The organism is Pseudomonas sp. xss_4 (assembly GCF_043104125.1).
GTDB classification, from domain to species: Bacteria; Pseudomonadota; Gammaproteobacteria; order Pseudomonadales; family Pseudomonadaceae; genus Aquipseudomonas; species Aquipseudomonas parafulva_B.
Map to the genome: position 1 here is coordinate 14,590 of NZ_JBICKJ010000061.1, position 18,106 is coordinate 32,695.

The 18,106-nt window shown below is 55.9% G+C and carries 9 protein-coding genes; 8 read left to right on the forward strand and 1 reads right to left on the reverse strand.

The features are described from left to right. Positions 1-51 precede the first annotated feature (51 nt). Positions 52-1,512 carry a DUF726 domain-containing protein gene (locus tag ACF8GB_RS10935; protein WP_392527022.1) on the reverse strand — a complete coding sequence of 487 codons (1,461 nt, stop codon included), beginning with the start codon at positions 1,510-1,512 and terminating at the stop codon, positions 52-54. Positions 1,513-2,049: 537 nt separating this feature from the next. Between ACF8GB_RS10935 and ACF8GB_RS10940 the strand changes: the two genes are divergently transcribed. From ACF8GB_RS10940 to hsdR, 8 genes are all read left to right on the forward strand, one after another. Next, entirely contained in the window at positions 2,050-2,793 is a 744-nt protein-coding gene (locus ACF8GB_RS10940; RefSeq protein WP_298727874.1) for a hypothetical protein, read from the forward strand. Next, positions 2,790-4,310: a DUF262 domain-containing protein gene (locus ACF8GB_RS10945; protein WP_392527023.1), complete on the forward strand. Its 1,521-nt coding sequence runs from the start codon at positions 2,790-2,792 to the stop codon at positions 4,308-4,310. The genes ACF8GB_RS10940 and ACF8GB_RS10945 overlap by 4 nt, the downstream gene beginning before the upstream one ends. Beyond that, positions 4,300-6,330, forward strand: coding sequence for a DUF262 domain-containing protein (locus tag ACF8GB_RS10950; RefSeq protein ID WP_145128982.1), 2,031 nt, complete (start codon positions 4,300-4,302; stop codon positions 6,328-6,330). The genes ACF8GB_RS10945 and ACF8GB_RS10950 overlap by 11 nt, the downstream gene beginning before the upstream one ends. 367 nt (positions 6,331-6,697) lie before the next feature. Next, entirely contained in the window at positions 6,698-8,890 is a 2,193-nt protein-coding gene (zorA1, locus tag ACF8GB_RS10955; RefSeq protein WP_145128984.1) for a type I Zorya anti-phage system protein ZorA1, read from the forward strand. A gap of 13 nt (positions 8,891-8,903) precedes the next feature. Continuing rightward, positions 8,904-9,647, forward strand: coding sequence for a type I Zorya anti-phage system protein ZorB1 (gene zorB1 / locus ACF8GB_RS10960; protein ID WP_015269894.1), 744 nt, complete (start codon positions 8,904-8,906; stop codon positions 9,645-9,647). Beyond that, positions 9,644-11,272 carry a type I Zorya anti-phage system protein ZorC gene (gene zorC / locus ACF8GB_RS10965; RefSeq protein ID WP_145128986.1) on the forward strand — a complete coding sequence of 543 codons (1,629 nt, stop codon included), beginning with the start codon at positions 9,644-9,646 and terminating at the stop codon, positions 11,270-11,272. The genes zorB1 and zorC overlap by 4 nt, the downstream gene beginning before the upstream one ends. Then, positions 11,272-14,520, forward strand: coding sequence for a type I Zorya anti-phage system protein ZorD (gene zorD, locus ACF8GB_RS10970; RefSeq protein WP_196125425.1), 3,249 nt, complete (start codon positions 11,272-11,274; stop codon positions 14,518-14,520). Before zorC ends, zorD begins: the two co-directional genes overlap by 1 nt. An 800-nt stretch (positions 14,521-15,320) precedes the next feature. After that, positions 15,321-17,693, forward strand: coding sequence for an EcoAI/FtnUII family type I restriction enzme subunit R (gene hsdR, locus ACF8GB_RS10975; protein ID WP_392527025.1), 2,373 nt, complete (start codon positions 15,321-15,323; stop codon positions 17,691-17,693). The last annotated feature ends 413 nt before the right edge of the window (positions 17,694-18,106 follow it).

Sequence of the window (18,106 nt, forward strand, 5' to 3'; positions counted from 1 at the left end):
AGGCCAAATGATAACTGCGCCTTGCCTGGCTAGCTGTAGAGCTGGTCAGGCTCAGAGTAGCCCTTCGTTGTTCAGATCCAACCGCGCGTAGAAGAGAACGGCAACCACCGGAATCAAGGCTGAGTAACCGGGTTTCACTGCAGTTTTCAAGTTGGTTACTGCAGCCTTTATGCGGTCGGTTGAAATCAGATTGGTCAACGATGGCAGTAGCGAAGTAGAAGCCAACGTTAGCCCTTTGCTTACTAAAGGCGGAGCCGGCTGGCGGTATTTCGGGGCAGGTACTTTAGTTTTCGAGAAATACGAAGTTACGGTCAAACTTGCCGCCAAAGTGTCAACCTGCTCAAAGTAACCCTTCTCCGACATGGTGCTCATCTGCTCAATAATGCTCTGTGGTGAAGCCAGCACATGAGTTTCACCGAAGGAGGATCGGAAGCACTTGCTGACCAGCAGTGCCTCCATTTCGAAGACTCGCGCACAGTAGTGCAGCTCATTCAGCAGATCGTAGTGCTCGGCGAGCGTCAGCAATATCTGCACATACTTTAGACCACGCCCTCGTGCCAGATTAACCAGACAGTGTCCCCCAAGAAGCTGGGTTTCCTTGGTTAGCAGGTAGAGTGAATGGTGGGTCTCGAGAGTCGTCCAGCTGCTGCTACGCAAGTGCTTCGCGACCTGGTCTCGGATGCGATCGCTGGTCAAGTCGAGTAGGTCATAGAGAAGATGGTCGGAGACGACGGGGTCGAGACTCTTGATGTTTGGTTGCGGCTGGTTTGAAGCGGGTAGGCCGCTTATGTAGCCATTAAAGCCTGAGGCACGGAGCACCTGCTCCAGGCGTGGCCAGTAGTCGGTATGGCCAAACTTCGGCATGGGTACATCCTTGCAGTTTTCGACCTTTTGTCGTCCTATGCTGGTTTCTCCAAGATTGAATCGCAGTACGTCGTCCTCGCCAGACCAGGCGTTGCAGAGTTCGCCGCTGATAATATTCTTGATAGCCAGTGCATCCTCCCCTGACAGCTCAACTGCGGCTGCCATTAACAGGACATCGTTGATTTTCAGATTTTCTTCAGCAGGCTTTTTCACCAAGTCGAGCAGAGCACTTACCACCACCCGGCCTCCGAGTGAGTGACCAACCAGGTTCACTTTCGATACGTAGGGGTGGTGTTTGAACAGGTAGTCCTCAAGCTGTAAAAGCAACGTCTTGCCCATAGTGGTGGCGCGATTACGGCTTGTATTGAAGTGACAGGCACGATCAACCACGGCTGCAGCAGCACCGGCAATGGTGCTCAAGCGGGTAAGCACCAAGACGCCTCCGCCAGACAAGCCATCGAACTGGGCCCAATGACCGGACGGCCAGAAGGCAAAGATGTTGACGCAGTTGTGTAGAGACGACGGAATACACTTTCGCAGTGCGTACCGGTCTTCCATGTCATGGCCGGCTGAGTAGCCATGGATGAAAATGTTCGCGACCTCACCAGAGGGGTGAGGGAGAGTCAGGAATTTGAACAGGTGGGTCACGGTGCTGGCGTGCTGTTGAGCTGTTGGGATACTGAATGATGGCACTTGGCCTTTGCGCTGTAAACTAAGGGGTGTCGGCTGTGGCTATGATGAAGGGGCGTAGCCGGGTTAAGTTGGTATGCGTCTTGCCAGGTCATCTTATCGAAAGAAAAACTCGTGTTTGGCGTCTTAGCAGCAGTTGCATCCCCATCGCAATTAATCCACGAATACCTCTTGCTTAGTTACGCTTAGCGCGCCCTATGCGGCAACATTGCAATTTCGCTCTCCCGCTGCGTTGGCAGACGTGTGAGCACATCCTTCGAATAGCCACACAGTTGATCCACATTGGTATGTTCCACGTGACGACCCCAAGCATGAATCCAGGTTCTAGGGTGGGATTGTAGAGTCTTATCATGCAATAGTGGCATTATGATCTTTCAAACACGCTGCTTCGGCATGGGATGGCTTTCGCAGTACCACGCTTACATCCCAACGTTTGCAATCGTGGCAAATCAATTTTTGACGCCCACACAAGGTCCCGTTCAAGGAATGAAGACAATGATCAAGAAATCGGTGACGGAGCTCGCGTTCGTCAACAGTAAATCGCCCTTACCCACAGTCGAGGTCGATTCGCAGTCCATCGAGGACGCAGGTTTCAGCATCTACCGCACGGTGATGCAGGTACTCACCCAATTGGCTGAGCAGGACGCATCACTGCGGGCGACTCTCTACATGTACGGTACTGTCAGCGTCAATTTCCGTGAGCCGTGCTGGTCTGAATTTTTGCTGGTTGCAGGCCCAGAAAAAGTGTTGCGTGCCTTGGGGGCTGGCTTTGAACGTTTGCCGGCCGTGAAGTCGCGCTTCAGTGATTACGTTCCGTCTTCCGCAGCCCTGCGCACTTTCCATGTCCAGGATGGCTTAGTGTGGGAACAGGAGGATGCCAGCACATGGTACTCCCATGCCCAGACGCTGGCTGACCTGACCGCTGAAGTCGACGAGGCTGAAGAGGCCGACGACGATGGCGAGCTGATCGAGGAGGAGGATGCGGAAGAGACCTGGGATGCCGAGGACCAGGAGGCTTCGGATGATCAGGAAGAAGACTCGACAGTCGTTATCGGAAACCGGAAGGCGGCTCGCTATCGGGCCGCGCGCTCGGATGCGAAAGTGAGCACCATCCGGGCAAGGATCGAAGACGTCTTCGGGTTGCCGGAAGGCTCTGTCGCACTCTGTGGGCCAGACGGCCGCGCGTTGCGAGGAAATGCGCTGATCAGGACGCTGCGTAAACGTTGGGACGAAAATTGATCCGGGAAATTCTACCCGCCAAGCCGAGCTCGCTTGTACGGGTCAGTACTCTGTCTTTTGCAGAATTACTCAATGCAAGCGATTGGCCGTTGGCATTGGACAGCTATCAGCGTGGTTTCGTCTGGGGGCCAGACAAGCTGACGCAACTGGTCAATGACCTAGCAACATATGCAGCACAGGCGGATACCACCCTGCCTTACTACATGGGTGGTGTACTACTGCATCGCGACGCAAGCCAGTCGAAGCGGTTCATCATCGATGGTCAGCAGCGCATCACCGCGCTGTCGCTGTTGTACCACCGCTCTACCGGCAAGTTGCCAGTGGGGCAGGCACTCAGCTATTCGGGACAATCCGCGCGACATATTGCTGAGGGGTTGCAGGCATTGAAGCAAATGGAGGCGATTGCGCCGCAGATCATCGAAAGGCTGCGACTGACAGTGATCGAAGTGGACAGCACTGATCTCGCTTTCACCTTCTTCGACACCCAGAACAACCGCGGGGTGCGCTTGGAGGCCACTGACCTGCTCAAGGCCTATCACCTGCGTGCGATCGACTACGCGCAAGGGAAGACTGAGCTCAAGTCTGCACTGCAGAGGGACTGTGCAGAGCGCTGGGAGAGGCTGCAACGCCACCCGGCGGTGCTGAGCCCAGGTCAGGACTTTGCCCCTAACTTATTCAATCGTTTTCTCTGGCGTGCGCGGCGTTGGCGCGGATCGCACACGCCTGCGGGGAAGCACGAACCGCTCCTGGCAGAATTCCAGCGCGACGCTTGGCCCCACGCCGCCGACAGCCGTAGCCGTATTGACAGCGTGCCGCTCTACGCGACCCGGCACAATCGGCTGGCGTCCTGCATGACGCTGGCGGGAGATGGTGATTATGTGCTGCAGGGTAGCCAGCTGCGAGTCGGGCAAAATCCTGCAAGCCTGCCTATGGCGTTGCGTCAGCCCATCCATGAAGGTGTTGGGTTCTTTCTATACGCAGACAAGTACGCAGCGTTGCTGCAACGGCTAATGAATGATCCTGCGCCTTGTCCGCAGGTCAGTATTTTCCGCACGATTTACAAACAGCTGCTGCGTAGTAACCAGGAGTACCTGCGCGAGATCTTCATGCTCTGTAGCCTGATGTATGTCGATCAGTTCGACGTTGAACAACTGACCGCTTTTGCCCTGCGCTTGGAGTTTTTGCTGGGCGCGATTCGCCTGGAGAAAAAACAGGTCAAGCAGGAAACCGCGGCCAATTTCTTCAGGCTGGCCGAGCTGAACCTGTTGGATGTGATTGCCCAGAGTTACCACCCGAAGCAGGTGCTGGATTTCCTTCAGCACCGACAACAAGCGGTGGCGTCTTCGTATGCTAACGAAACGGTATCAGCAGGGCAGGGGGTGCAGGGGCGATACAAGAGGGCGGTCCTGGATTTCTATCAAGGGCAGTTGGACTGCGAATGCTCGACCCTTGCGGGTAAATCGCTATGGCTCGAAACGTACTTGAAGACTTGTCAGGAAGATCGCCATGAGTATTGATTCCCGTCTCTTCACCTTGGAACAGCTGGTTAATCAAGACGACGCGGCCTGGTGCTTCAACGTGCCTATCTACCAGCGGCTGTACGTCTGGGGTGATGATCAGATCAAGACATTGCTGACCGATATGGCGAATGCTTTTGATCGGGGCGAAGACCAGTTTTTTCTGGGTGGTGCCCTGCTGGTTGAAAAACCCTCTGAGCAAGATCGCCTTAAGGGTCTGCGCCGCTTCGACCTGATCGATGGGCAGCAGCGCTTCACGACGCTGTGGATGCTCAGCACGGTCGCCATATGGAACCAAGTGATGGGCGACTTCAGCAGGGTAGTGCTGAAGGACAGCGTGATTCCACGCCTGCATTTCTCGATCCGCGAGCAGGTGAACACCTTCCTTGCCAGCATGATGCCTGGCAAAAGTGGAGCAAGCCCAGAGATCCCCGATACTCAATGCATGAGAGAAGCTCAGCAACTAATGGCTTCTTTCAAGCAGACCTACAAGCGTGCGGATGGCAAGCTTGTGGATGACGAATACCTCAAGGAACTCGCTTGCTTCGTTTATCGCAAGGTTTCGCTCGTGCTCACACAGGTGCCTGAGGGGATGGACTTGAACAAGTTGTTTGAGGTCATCAACAACCGCGGCATCCAGCTTCAGCATCACGAAATTCTCAAGGCTAGGCTACTGCGCGACATCCCCGCCGAAAGCCGCTCCCGTTACGCAGCTTTGTGGAACGCTTGTGCCGACATGAGTGGCTTTGTCGAACGTAATCTTTGCCAGGATACACAGCTGGAGGCTCACCGCTTGGGTGATCTCTATAGCAAAGGGCAGCTGCTTCACGCAGTAGCTGTGCACGGGCTGCTCTCGCGAAGAGCGGAGGCTGCACAAGCGGAGTCTGCTGAACGACTGACCTTGGAGAACATCGTCAACGGTGCAGATCCCGAGTTTGACAATGGATACGCGACCATCGCGGCGGACGAAGGGGAGGCACCATGGGCGCGCAGTATCATTGGCTTCCCTTTGTTCCTTCTGCATGTGCTGCGTATCTGGTTGAAAGAGCAAGGGCAGCCGGATCTGCCCCGTGTGCTGGATCGGCACCTGCTTACCTTGTTCGAGGCCCATTTACTGCAGCCGGCGGAGCCCGCGCAGCGTACCGTGAGGGCACAAGGGTTCATCGACCTGCTTTGGCGTATGCGAGTGCTTTGGGATGAATACGTAATCAAGTGGGTCGATCAGGGGGATGACGAGGTTCATCAAATTTGCCACACCTCGATCTCTGCCAATGATGACAAGCGTTACATCAATCGCAGCCGTGACAATGATCTGAAACAAGGCATGTCGTTACTGCAGAGCATGCTCTACCACTCCCAGGAGATCACCACCCATTATTGGTTGACTCCGTTCCTCTATTTCATCCACAAGCATGCGCAAACCGTGCGTGGCAGCGTGGAGGAGGTTGAGCGCTACTACGGCTTCCTGTGCCATTTGGATAACCAATTGCTAGGGGAAGTGACGAGCGATCCCTTGGTAGTGCGCACGCGGGCATTCATGAATGAGCCCTGGCGTACCGCCGCTGCGCTTCAATTCGAGGCAGTGTTGCCCTGCGATTACGGCGTCGACTTTGCCCATTACTGGTTCTACAAACTGGACTTTGTGCTCTGGCATGAGCAGCATCGTGATCATGATGCATGGGGCAACTTCCGCTTCACAGCCAAGAACTCGGTGGAGCATATTTCGCCGCAGAATCCACAGGCGACCGATACCAATAAGGTCACCAGCGCCTGGCTGAACCGCTTTGGCAATCTGGCGCTAGTCTCGCGCAGCATCAACTCCGAGTACAGTAATCTGCCATACAACGAAAAGCGCCAGCGATTCCTCAACAAGCGAGCTCTTGAGAAGCGGCCAGACTCTTTGAAGATGGACTTGATATATTCGAATAGCGAATGGGGTGATGCGAAGGCAGAAGCGCATCAAACTGCAATGCGGGAGGCAATGCGACGCCATTACCAAAGGGGTTTCTGCAAAGACTAGCGCGTAGCGAAGGCTTGGGGTTTCAGCGAATCCCATGCCTTCATTCAGCCGCCTGCTTGTTAAGGCATGGAGCGCCCTCGACAAGTTTTTTCGGTCTCCCAAGTCAGGGGGCCATTAGTGGTTCCCGGCTTTACGACGGTTACGGCTCAAGCTAAGGTGATAGCATAAGGATATTATTATCTGGCATTTTTCCAAGGAAGGTTCTGGGGGCGCATTGATACGCCCATTCCACTCCGAGCTTGTAGTGCCCTAAAACGTGCTTGGCAAGGTGCTGTCGCTGTCCCCAGCGGGACAGGCGATTAGCGCATCCGTGTGGGTAATGCGGTCTTGCTGAATATCACAAAATGCTTAATTGAAGGCGGAAGGTATGGATTTTTCGACGTTGTTGCACCTGTGGGGTGCAGCAAGCTCTGAGCAGCTGATCGCACCCAAAATGGTTGTTGGTCTCGTTTTCATTCTTTGCGCTTGGTATTTCGTCCGTTACTTCTGTAGGTCATTCAAGCTTAGCGCCCAGCTGAAACGTTTGACTGTTAGCTTGCAGAACGTGAAAACTCTCGCTCCACCTCTTCGGCGGTCTGAGCTTGAACGTCTGTTCAGTGGCGGCAGATTGGAGCATTCCTGGCGTGAGTATGCTGAAACGCTGCATGATCAGTTCGAGCTCAAGGAGGGCGAACAGGTTCTTGTCCGATCGCGAGCCACTGCCGGTGCTGCACACTTCTTCTCACCGCAAAGTGTGGTTGATACCCCGCTGGGGACCGAGTTCTATAAGCACCTACCGGGTATCTTGACCGGTATCGGGATCGTCGGAACCTTCTTCGGCCTGATGCTAGGTCTTCAGCACTTTGACCCGAGCACGCCTGAACAGGTTAACGCCAGCGTCGATAAGCTGTTGAAAGACGTGCTGTTCGCTTTCATCGGCTCCTTCATTTCAATCATGGCCTCTATCGCCGTCACGCTTACTGAAAAGTGGCGCTTGGGACACTGCTACAAGCTGCTTGAGGCATTTAATGAAACCATCGACGGGCTTTTTGACAGCGGTGTCGGCGAGGAATACCTGGCCGAGCTGGTGCGATCAAGTGCTGAAAGCTCGGTGCAAACCCGTCAGTTGAAGGACAGCCTGGTAACCGATCTGCGGGAAATGCTACAGAACCTGGTTGATACCCAGGTCCGTGAAAGCCTCAGATTGGCAGATACCTTGTCGACGACCTACCGTGACTCGGGGCAGCTGCTGGCCGACCAGGTGAGCGGCGCAATTGAAAATAGCCTCAAGTCGCCGCTTGAAGCCATCGCGGGGGCCGTGCAGGCCGCCAGTGGCGATCAGTCCGGGCAGGTACAGAACCTGCTTCAGGATGTTCTGGTGGCGTTTATGAACAAGCTGGAAGGTACGTTCGGCCAGCAGTTCAATGGCCTGCACGAGTTGATGGGTCAGTCGGTTGCCGCCATGCAGTCGATGCAGCAGGGCTTCTCGACGCTGATCCAGGATATGCGTTCGGCTAGCGAGTCCTCCAATCAAAACAGTTCGACCATGATTGCCCAGCTACTGGCCGATATGCAGGCCGGACAAAACGCCATGCAAGCGGGGATGAACGAGATGCTCGCCAATCTGCAGGCTTCGGTTGCCCGTATCGGCAACGAAGGGGAGGGGGCTGGCGCTCGAATGGCCGAGCAACTGGAGAAGCTGTTTGCTCAAAGCGAGGCTCGCCAACAGGCAATGGCTGAGAATCTCCAGGCTTTTGTCGAGTCGATCAAGCAGAGCATCGGCCAAGGCCAACAGGAAACCATGGCCAAGATTGCAGGCTCCGTTGAGGTGCTGGGTGAGCAGCTCTCGGCAGTCTTCAAGCAACTGGAACAGGGCCAGCAGCAGATGGATCAATCCACCCGCGCTGCCCAAGCAGACCTGCACCAAGGTACCCGCGACCTGGTCGGTGGCCTCGACGAGCAGGTCAAGGCATTGCTGCAGACGGTTGCTGAGCAACAGAAATCTGCCCAGGACACTGTCAATGCGTTGAGCGCCCAGACAGAGCAGCATCTGCACAGCATGCAGCTAGGTGCGGACAAGATGCGGGCGGCAGCTGAGCGATTTGAAACTGCCGGCCAAAGCGTTGTGCGAGCCAGTGAATCGACTGCAGGGTTGATGGGTACAGTCCAGGGCGCAGGGGCTGAACTTGCACAGGCTTCGCGAGAGCTGAATACCGTTGTCGCGGACTACCGGAACAATCGTGAAGCGCTCGCGAAAACGCTCGCTGTCATCGAAGGGGTAGTTGCCAGTGCGCAAGGGGAAGCCAGCGGGCGCAGCCAATATCTCCAGGACCTGAAGGTTCAAAGCGAGCGGATGCAGGCGCTCAACCGTGAAGTATATGAATACCTCGAAAACATCAGCGGTGTCCTGGGTAACGGCTTCAAGGAATTCGGTGAAGGTATGGACCGGGCGTTGAGACAAACCCTGGGTAGCCTCGACACCGAGCTCGATAAAGCCGTCAAGAGCCTCGCTGGCGGTGTGGAAGGGGTCAAGGAAAGTCTCGAAGATTTCGGCGACATCATGGAACGTATCAGGCGGTAACGGAGGCTAGTCGATGTTTGGTAAGCAAATGCCTTCGGCTGCCCGTTCAAAGGACGAGGGAGAGAAGCCTTTCTGGATTTCCTTCGCTGATTTGATGACCGCGATGATGATTCTGTTTCTCGTGGTCATGGTGGCGGCTTTGAGCTCCGTGACTCAGCGGATCAACCAGGCGGAACAGGGGGAGAAGCAGCGTAGCAAGGACATCAGTCAGATTTGCGAGCACCTGAGCCTCAAGGCGAAGACTGCCAGCAAGACCATCGTCGTGGACTGCAAGGACAACCGGATTAGCTTCGGCGATGCTGGCCGCTTTGGGCACAACCAGTACGCGCTGAGCAACGATGGCCAATCGGCACTTCAGGAGGTCGTGCCGATGATTCTGGACGCGGCCAACAGTGAAGAGGGGCGCAAGTGGTTCAAGCAGGTCGTGATCGAGGGGTCTACCGATACCGATGGTTCCTACCTTTATAACCTGCACCTGTCACTGCAGCGTTCGGAGTGGGTGATGTGCAGCCTGCTCGATAGTCGCAGCCCGCTCCAGGTCGGATTGTCGCCGGAGCATCAGCAGCAAATCAGATCGATGTTTCTGGCGGGTGGCGTGTCCTTCAATAATGCAAAGGACACCAAGGAAGAAAGCAGGCGAGTGGAGTTGCGCATGCAGTTCTTTGGCTTGAAGGAGAAGGAGGGCAATCTCAAGCCTGAAGTGCCGGTGTTCACTAATACTGATGTGGAAAAATGTCAGTTGGCGATGAACCGATGACCAGCTCGATCGCGAGGCTTTCCGCCGCCATTAGCCAAAGCCTGTCAGCTCATCGCACGGTGCAGGCCCCAGAACCGTTGGAGCGATTTCCCCGTCTGGCTGCTGCGGGAGTCGATCTTTACGAGCGATTCGAGCGCGCTGAAAAGGCCTTGCCGCCACCCGAAGAAAAGCGCCGTGCTGCGATAAGCAAGTTTCGCAATGTACTACCACTCAACGCCTCGGAATGGCGCTTGGTATTCGCCGGCCTTTCCGACAAGAGTGAGCGCGTCGGGCCGATACTGGACGATGACCAGCTTTATGCCCGCGTACACGAAGAAGTCCATCAGCGTATCGAGAAGCGAAGGCTGAGCCGCCGGGATTGGTTGGCGCTGTGTTTCAGCTACTTTGGCTACGACGCCGCCAAGCCTGCGCAGAATGCCAATTGGTGCCTGTTGCGCGAAGACGTTCAGCTCGGGTTCGAATGCGTCAGAGACCAGCAGAAGCGAGTGAAGGAATGGGTGCAGATCGTTCAGCAGCATCAAGAGCTTTTCTCCGAGCAGGCAGGTGCCACGCTGGGTGACCAGATGTTCAAGGGCGAGATCAGCGACCTTTCGGCATTGCAGACGATTGCGCAGATCCCTGACAACAGTTGGCTGTGGCGCAGGATTTTTACCGTACTGATTTCTCGCATTTTCATGCTGGATGACGCCGAGTTTTCTCAGCGTCTGGCTGACCTTGTCGACATCGGTCGTCAGCACCCGCGGTACATGAACGACGTTTTAAGTGCGTGCTTGTCGCGTTACCACCTGGCAGCTTATCGAGAGAAACCATCATCGCTGCTCAAACAGCTCGCGCTCGACAATTGGGGTAGTCCGCAGATCCGCTCCAGACAAAACAGCTGGTTGCAGTATGTCGATAAAGATGTCTGTGCGATGGTTGTGGCGTGGTTCGCGAAGGAGGATCTGGAGCACTTCTTCAACCTGCTCAAAGGGGAAGCAGAAGTCGATCAATCTCGTCTGCATTATTGGCTGCGTTTTGCCAACCAGATGAGTTACACCCGGATTGTCATGGGTTCGGATGCCTGGCATGACAGCGGGCGAGACTTCGTCCACTTCCGAGAGAAGAACAAAGGGCGCCTCAGCCGACTGGTAGGTGGCCCCGGTCATAACAACGCCGTCATCATGCAGATCGGGAACTACTTTTTCGTGGAGTTCTCCGGTACGGGTAATGCCTGCTATGTGTATCAAGCAGACAAGTCGCCTTTCAATCCAGACAAGTTGCAGCTCGAATTGGCGAGCGAGCTGAAGCAGCCTAATCGTGCACTGGATCGAATGCGGCATTCACCTGCACCCAGTCGCCCGGACCGCATAGAGGGTTGGCTCAGCAAATTCGATTATGCCCTCGAGCAATGGGGTATTCGTGTACAGAGTCAGGCCGCAGCGGCAGGTTCAGCCAAGCCGTTGCCTTTTGAAGACCAGGTCCGTGACGCTCTAAAGTCGGTCAAACACAAGGTCTATGATCAGCGCGGGCGCGGCGGTGCATTTCAGGTCCAGCTTGATGATCATGACCCGGCCGCAGTAACTGCGCTGCAGCGCCTGGGCTTCAGGCCCGTCAATAACCAGCCACTCCGGTTCTGGAGACAGTAATGCTCAAGCGTTTCCTCAAAGGCATTGGCCTGCAGCCGAACTCGGCAGCAGAAAATACTGAGCCGGTTTTTTCCATTGAAGAGCAGGGCATCTGTTATCCCCTGAGCTTGGCGGAGAGCACGGAGTCCTGGTCGCTGGCGAGTTACCTTGATCAGCTGGAAGAAGAGGAGTTCGTCTCCCAGTTGAGCGATCGCTGGCTCTTGACGTGGGATGAGCTCTACCGGCTGCTGGATGAGCCAGAGCACGAAACAAGCCTGCCATTATTGGGGTTGCCGCCGCAGACAGGCCTCATCCCTCAATTGAGCAGCCAGGGCAGCCTTGCCTCCGACGATTTCAAGGTCTCCATCAGTGGCTGGCGTGATCCGCAGTCCAATGCCAGCGTGCAGGTGCAGCGAACAGGGGCCATCGTTCAACATCAGGGAGCCACAGAAATGCTGCCTGAGGCGTCCTGGAAACTGACCGGTGCTGTACGACAGCTTTATCTGGCACAACAAAATGAGCCCGGTGAAGTGACCAACCAGATCGGCTGGGCCAGCATCAGAAAGCTGGCGCGCAAGGCTGGCGCTGGTATGGATGGCTTCTTGGATAAGACCGTCGTTATCAAACCCGAGAAACTGCGGCTCAACCCACGAAAGTCGAAGCTTGGCGACACACCAGTTATCGAGTTGCAACCGAGCTTTGATGGCCAGCCGGCCAACTGGCTTGAGAGCTTTGACGGTGCCAAGCAGGTTCAGGATCGATACCGGGTAACGGGTGACGATGGCTCGCTGACTCATGTTCTGATTGAGCCTGAAGTCAAATCGGTACTGGACTACGTGCGTTCGTTGCCTGGGCGTCGGGTTGCTGGTGACGATGCCCTTTCATTTGTCCGTAACCCTTACAGCACGCTCGGCGAAAGTGCCGCACATGTGCTGGATGCCGAATCCTATGAAGACGAGCTAGCCGAGGCCGGTATTTTCTTTCATCGCTTCCATCTGGAACCCAAACTGGATGAAGCGGGCCAGCGTATCGAGCAGGTAACACTGACGCTCGAACCGATTTCTCCAACCCCGCAAGCGCCTATCGAAATTGAGTTCAAAGCCGCCCATGAATTCGCGCCGCTTGTGCATGAGCTGCAGCTGAAGTTGGCCGCCGGTATGCCTGCGGGCTTCTGGCAGGGCTATGAGCTGGAGCTCAGCGATTTTGATTTGCGCCAGTTGGCAGGCATCAATGACCTGCTTAAACGGTGGCAAAACGAGGCGGCCGGTATCGAGTTTGACTCGGTCTTGGACCTTTCCCTCTACGGCGACCGTGTGACGGGCATTGGGGAAGCGGAAAGAATTACTTCGCCTTTCCTGGTCAAAGAGGCGACCGAGAACTGGTTGCCGAAGGATGTGGCAGCGCTGGGCATCGACGCAGAAATCCTGGGTCGGTGGGATCCTTCCGATCGTACTCAATTTGAAGCGTTTGGGCAGCGGCTGGATGAAGCACGCGCTGCCGGTGATGACACGGTCTGTTTGCCTGAGTCCGAGACACCACTCTCGATTGCCGCAGCAGAACAACTGTTGGATGCCTGGTCGAAGAAGATTGCACCTGTCGAGACCGGCCAAGTTGAGCAACGGGAGAAAGTTGGCCGCGCCGTACTGCAAATCGGCCACAACATTGACGAGCCGACTTACGTACAGGTACGTCAAGCAGCGTTACGCGCCGCTTTGGATGCAACGCCAGAGTTGCCTGGTTTGCTCAAGCCTGAGGTCGTTCTGCGTGACCATCAGTTGCAAGGCGTTGCGTGGTTGCAGCATTTGTTCAGCTTGTCCCCCATGGACGTATCGGGTTGCTTGCTCGCTGATGACATGGGGCTTGGGAAAACGATCCAGTTGCTCACCTTCCTGGTCTGGTACCTGGAACAGTACCCAAACGATCAGCCAACGCTGATCGTCGCTCCGGTTTCGTTGCTCGATAACTGGGAGCGAGAGCTTCACCGTTTCTTTTTTGCTGACGCACTGCCCGTATTGAAGCTGTACGGCTCGGCCTTGAGTGCGGTGAAGTTCAAGAAAGATGAAATCCCTGCGGACTTGAAAGCCAAAGGCATCAAGAACCTGCTGCGCCCGGGTTGGATGGGCGATGCCCGAATCGTCCTGACGACTTACGAGACACTGCGCGATCAGGAGTTTTCCCTGGCGCGCCAGCAATGGTCCATCGTCGTGTGTGACGAAGCTCAGAAGCTGAAGAACCCGGCGGCACTGGTGACTCAAGCGATCAAAGCTATCCCCGCACGCTTCCGAGTGGCGTGTACTGGTACACCAGTCGAAAATACCTTGATCGATCTCTGGTGCCTGTTCGACTTCATTCAGCCAGGATTTCTGGGCGGCTTGAACCAGTTCGGTCGCGACTATCAGCGCCCCATCGAAGCCGCACTGGAGCGTGATACGGATGCGCTGGAACGTCTGCGTGGGCTGATCGAACCGCAGACTTTGCGGCGGACCAAGCAGGACATCGCCAAGGACCTGCCGGCCAAAATCGAAGACGCAGCATGCCGTTCACTCGGCATGCATGCCCTGCAGCGTAACCTCTATCTGTCCGAAATATCCGCATACAGCCAAAAGCAGCAGATCGAAGAGCAGCTCGATCAAAAGACCTCCGGCATGCTGGGCTTGCTGCACAAGCTCAAGCTGATTTGTGCCCATCCTTACAGCGTTCAGCCAGACACGCGGTTGCGCGACAACTCGCCGAAGCTTCAGTGGCTGATTCAGACGCTCGAGTCGATCAAAAGGGCCGGCAACGGCGACAAGGTCATCGTCTTTACCGAGTTGCGTGATATTCAGCGGGAACTGCAGCACGCGATTCAGCAGCATTTCGGGTTTCGGGCGACGGTCATCAATGGTGATACCAGTACCAGCAGTCAGAGCGCCAATAGCCGGCAGAGGCTGATCGATCAATTCCAGGAGCTGCCAGGTTTCGCGGTCATCATCCTGTCCACCATCGCCGTCGGATTCGGGGTGAACGTGCAGGCCGCCAACCACGTCATTCACTTCACGCGCTGCTGGAACCCGGCCAAGGAAGATCAGGCGACCGATCGGGCCTATCGGATTGGGCAGCAGAAGGATGTGTATGTGTACTATCCGACGGTTCGAGATGCAGCGATGCCGACGTTTGAGGCGACGCTGGATGAACTTTTGAGTAAGCGACGGGCGTTGGCGCGGGATATGTTGAGTGGGGCTTCGGAGCTTCAGGCTTCGGATTTTGAGGGATTGCTGGGGGCGCGGTGAAGGCTGAGCCTTTAATTAATCAAAATCACAATCGAATTAGAAAGGTGACGGCCAGCCTCGACACACTGTTAATGCCTGCCTCCCTATGCGGGGTTACTTAGCTATGTGTCAATTATGCGTGCAGGTTGTTCATTACTGCATTGGCAATTGCAGAGCTTTCAGCCTCCTGAGGGGTTTCTAACGAATTATCGCCAGCGAGGCCTGCCTGGATTGTTTACCTGTGAGCTTGTCCAGTCTTGGCGCCGGCAGCTCAATGGCCTACGGTGCGCTGAAGTTTGCATCGCAGGTCGCATACGTCGAAGCAGCTGTGATGTCCATGATGCCGAGTAGGTTGAGCGAAGAGCTATCCGCCTCGGACTCAGCATCGCATTCTTCGTGACGGCGGCATCGATGGCCCATTGGATTACTCGCATCCGCTGTTCTGTGAGCGCATCTGCCTTTGCTTTCTCACCGGGGGCAGCTCCCGGCAGCTTCAGGACAGACGGGGGATAGTGATGATCCAGCGGCGTGATCCAGTCGCACGGGGGATGTTCATTTCGCCATGCTCTGACGTCACAACGCCGCTCGAGTAGCTTGAGTGGAATACTGGTGCTACCTCTGCGCAAAAAACAACGCGTTTTGATGGGACGCGAGCTTTACCCATGCTGGCGGGATAGATATTGTGACGTCGTTCGCACACAGTTAGGTCAAAGAGCCATCAGGGACGTAATCAAGGGTTCTAGCGTACACTTTTACGCCGTCCCAATAATCTCCTCGCTAACCAGATATGCGAGGTCAAGGTAGTTCAACGGGACGGATACATGGACAAGAATTCACTGACTGAGCGCGACATCTGCAGCAAATACATCACACCGGCCATCACCGCGGCGGGCTGGGATTTGCACAAGCAGGTTCGTGAGGAAGTCAGCTTTACTAAGGGGCGCATCATCGTCCGTGGCAAGCTGCACAGCCGAGGCGAATCGCGCCGCGCCGACTACATCCTATATCATCAGGCCAACCTGCCGCTGGCGGTTATTGAGGCCAAGGACAACAAGCACGCGCTCGGCGCCGGTATGCAGCAGGCGCTCGGTTATGCCGAGGCGCTGGATGTGCCGTTCGTATTCTCCAGCAACGGCGACGGCTTCCTCTTCCATGATCGCAGTGGCACCGGCGCGCAAAAGGAAACCGAGCTGAGCCTGGAGCAGTTCCCCAGCCCCGATGAGCTCTGGCAGCGCTACTGTCAGTGGAAGGGCCTGAGCGGTGAAAGCCAGCAGAAGGCCGAAGCCCCGTATTACGACGACGGCTCCGGGCGCATGCCGCGCTACTACCAGATGAACGCCGTCAACCGTACCGTTGAGGCCGTGGCGCGCGGGCAGGATCGCATCCTGCTGGTCATGGCCACCGGCACCGGCAAGACCTACACGGCCTTCCAGATCATCTGGCGCTTGTGGAAGTCTGGGCAGAAGAAACGCATCCTCTTCCTCGCCGACCGCAACATCCTCGTCGACCAGACCAAGAACAACGACTTCAAGCCCTTCGGCCAGGCGATGACTAAGATTGCCAAACGGCAGATCGAAAAGTCCTACGAAATCTACCTGTCGCTGTATCAGGCCGTGACCGGCAACGAAGAAGAGAAGAATGTCTACAAGCAGTTTTCCCGCGATTTCTTCGACCTCGTGGTGATCGACGAATGCCACCGAGGCAGCGCCTCCGAAGACTCGGCCTGGCGCGAGATTCTCGACTACTTCTCCGGTGCTACCCACATCGGCCTGACCGCTACGCCGAAGGAGACCAAAGAGGTTTCCAGCATCACCTACTTCGGTGAGCCGGTGTACAGCTACACCCTCAAGCAAGGCATCGAAGATGGCTTCCTCGCCCCGTACAAAGTGGTGCGCATCGACTTCGACAAAGACCTGCAAGGCTGGCGCCCGCCCAAGGGCACGCGCGACAAGAACGGTGAGCTGATCGAAGATCGCGTCTATGACCTCAAGGACATGGACCGCGACCTGGTAATCGAAGCGCGCACCCAGTTGGTCGCCCGAAAGGTCACCGAATACCTGACCGCCACCGACCCCTTCCAGAAAACCATCATCTTCTGCGACGACATTGACCACGCCGAGCGCATGCGCCAGGCCCTGGTCAACTTCAACCCCAAGCGCGTTGAGGAAAACCGCAAATACGTGATGCGCATTACCGGCGACGACAAGGAAGGCAAGGCCGAGCTGGACAACTTCATCAACCCAGAGTCGCGCTACCCGGTGATCGCCACCACCAGCAAACTCATGACCACCGGCGTTGATGCCCAGACCTGCAAACTGGTGGTGCTCGACCAGCACATCAAATCCATGACAGAGTTCAAGCAGATCATCGGTCGTGGCACCCGTATCAACGAGGATTACGGCAAGTACTGGTTCACCATCATGGACTTCAAGAAAGCCACCGAACTGTTTGCCGACCCGGCCTTCGACGGGGAGCCGGTGGTAATCTACAACCCCGAGGGCGACTCCTTACCGGTGCCGCCGGAAGAAACCGAGGGCGAAGAGGGTGACGTGATCGACGGTGGCGCTGGGCCAACCGCAGGTGACGAAACCACCGGCGGCGCTGACGACGATGGCGGCAAGAAGCGCGTCAAATACGTGATCAACAACGTCGCCGTGCACGTCATTGCCGAGCGCGTGCAGTACTACGGCCCGGACGGCAAGCTGATCACCGAATCACTACGCGACTACACCCGCACTTGCGTTAAGAAACAGTTTGCCTCGCTGGATGACTTCCTGCGCCGCTGGAGCGATGCCGAACAGAAGAAAGTCATCATCGATGAACTGGCCGCTCAAGGCGTGATGTGGGAAGCCTTGGACGACGAAGTCTCAGCCAAGCGCGGCCAGCCGCTCGATCCGTTCGACCTGATCTGCCATATCGCCTTCGACCAGCCGCCGCTCACCCGCAAGGAGCGCGCCGAGCAGGTGAAAAAACGCAACTACTTCGCCAAATACTCCGGCGCCGCCCGCCAGGTACTGGAAGCCCTGCTCGACAAATACGCCGACACCGGCGTCGAGCACATCGAAGACATCAAGATTCTTCGGCTGGCGCCATTCAGCCAGATCGGTGCGCCGATTGAGCTGGTCAAGGCCTTTGGCGGCAAACCGGGCTATCAGCAGGCCATTCAGGAGCTTGAGCGACAGCTCTACGGATAACCGATGCCCAAACTTAATTCATTTGAAATCGCAGCTGCACTCATCCGTAAGGGCTTTGTTCTGACCGTAAAAAATCAACATGCTAACGGGTATGAGCAACCTGATTTTAACGGTCGTGTATTCGTCAAAATGAGCAAAACGGGTGCTCCTGTTGCCAAGCAGCCCTTCCTCATTCATCCAGAACATGCCACCGCAGGTAAATGGGACTCCATCAAGGTACTTTCCCCTTCGTTGCCAAATACCGGGTATCGAAACACCAACATGACGGGTTATCCCACCGTAGCTGGCTCTGACAGTAAATTAGCAATTGCTTTGGATATCGCTACAGAGGCCGACCTTCATCAACTGCTTGATCTACTCGGTTATAAATCCTCTGTTTCTGCCCTCCAGTCCGCGACTCCTAAATCTTCGGT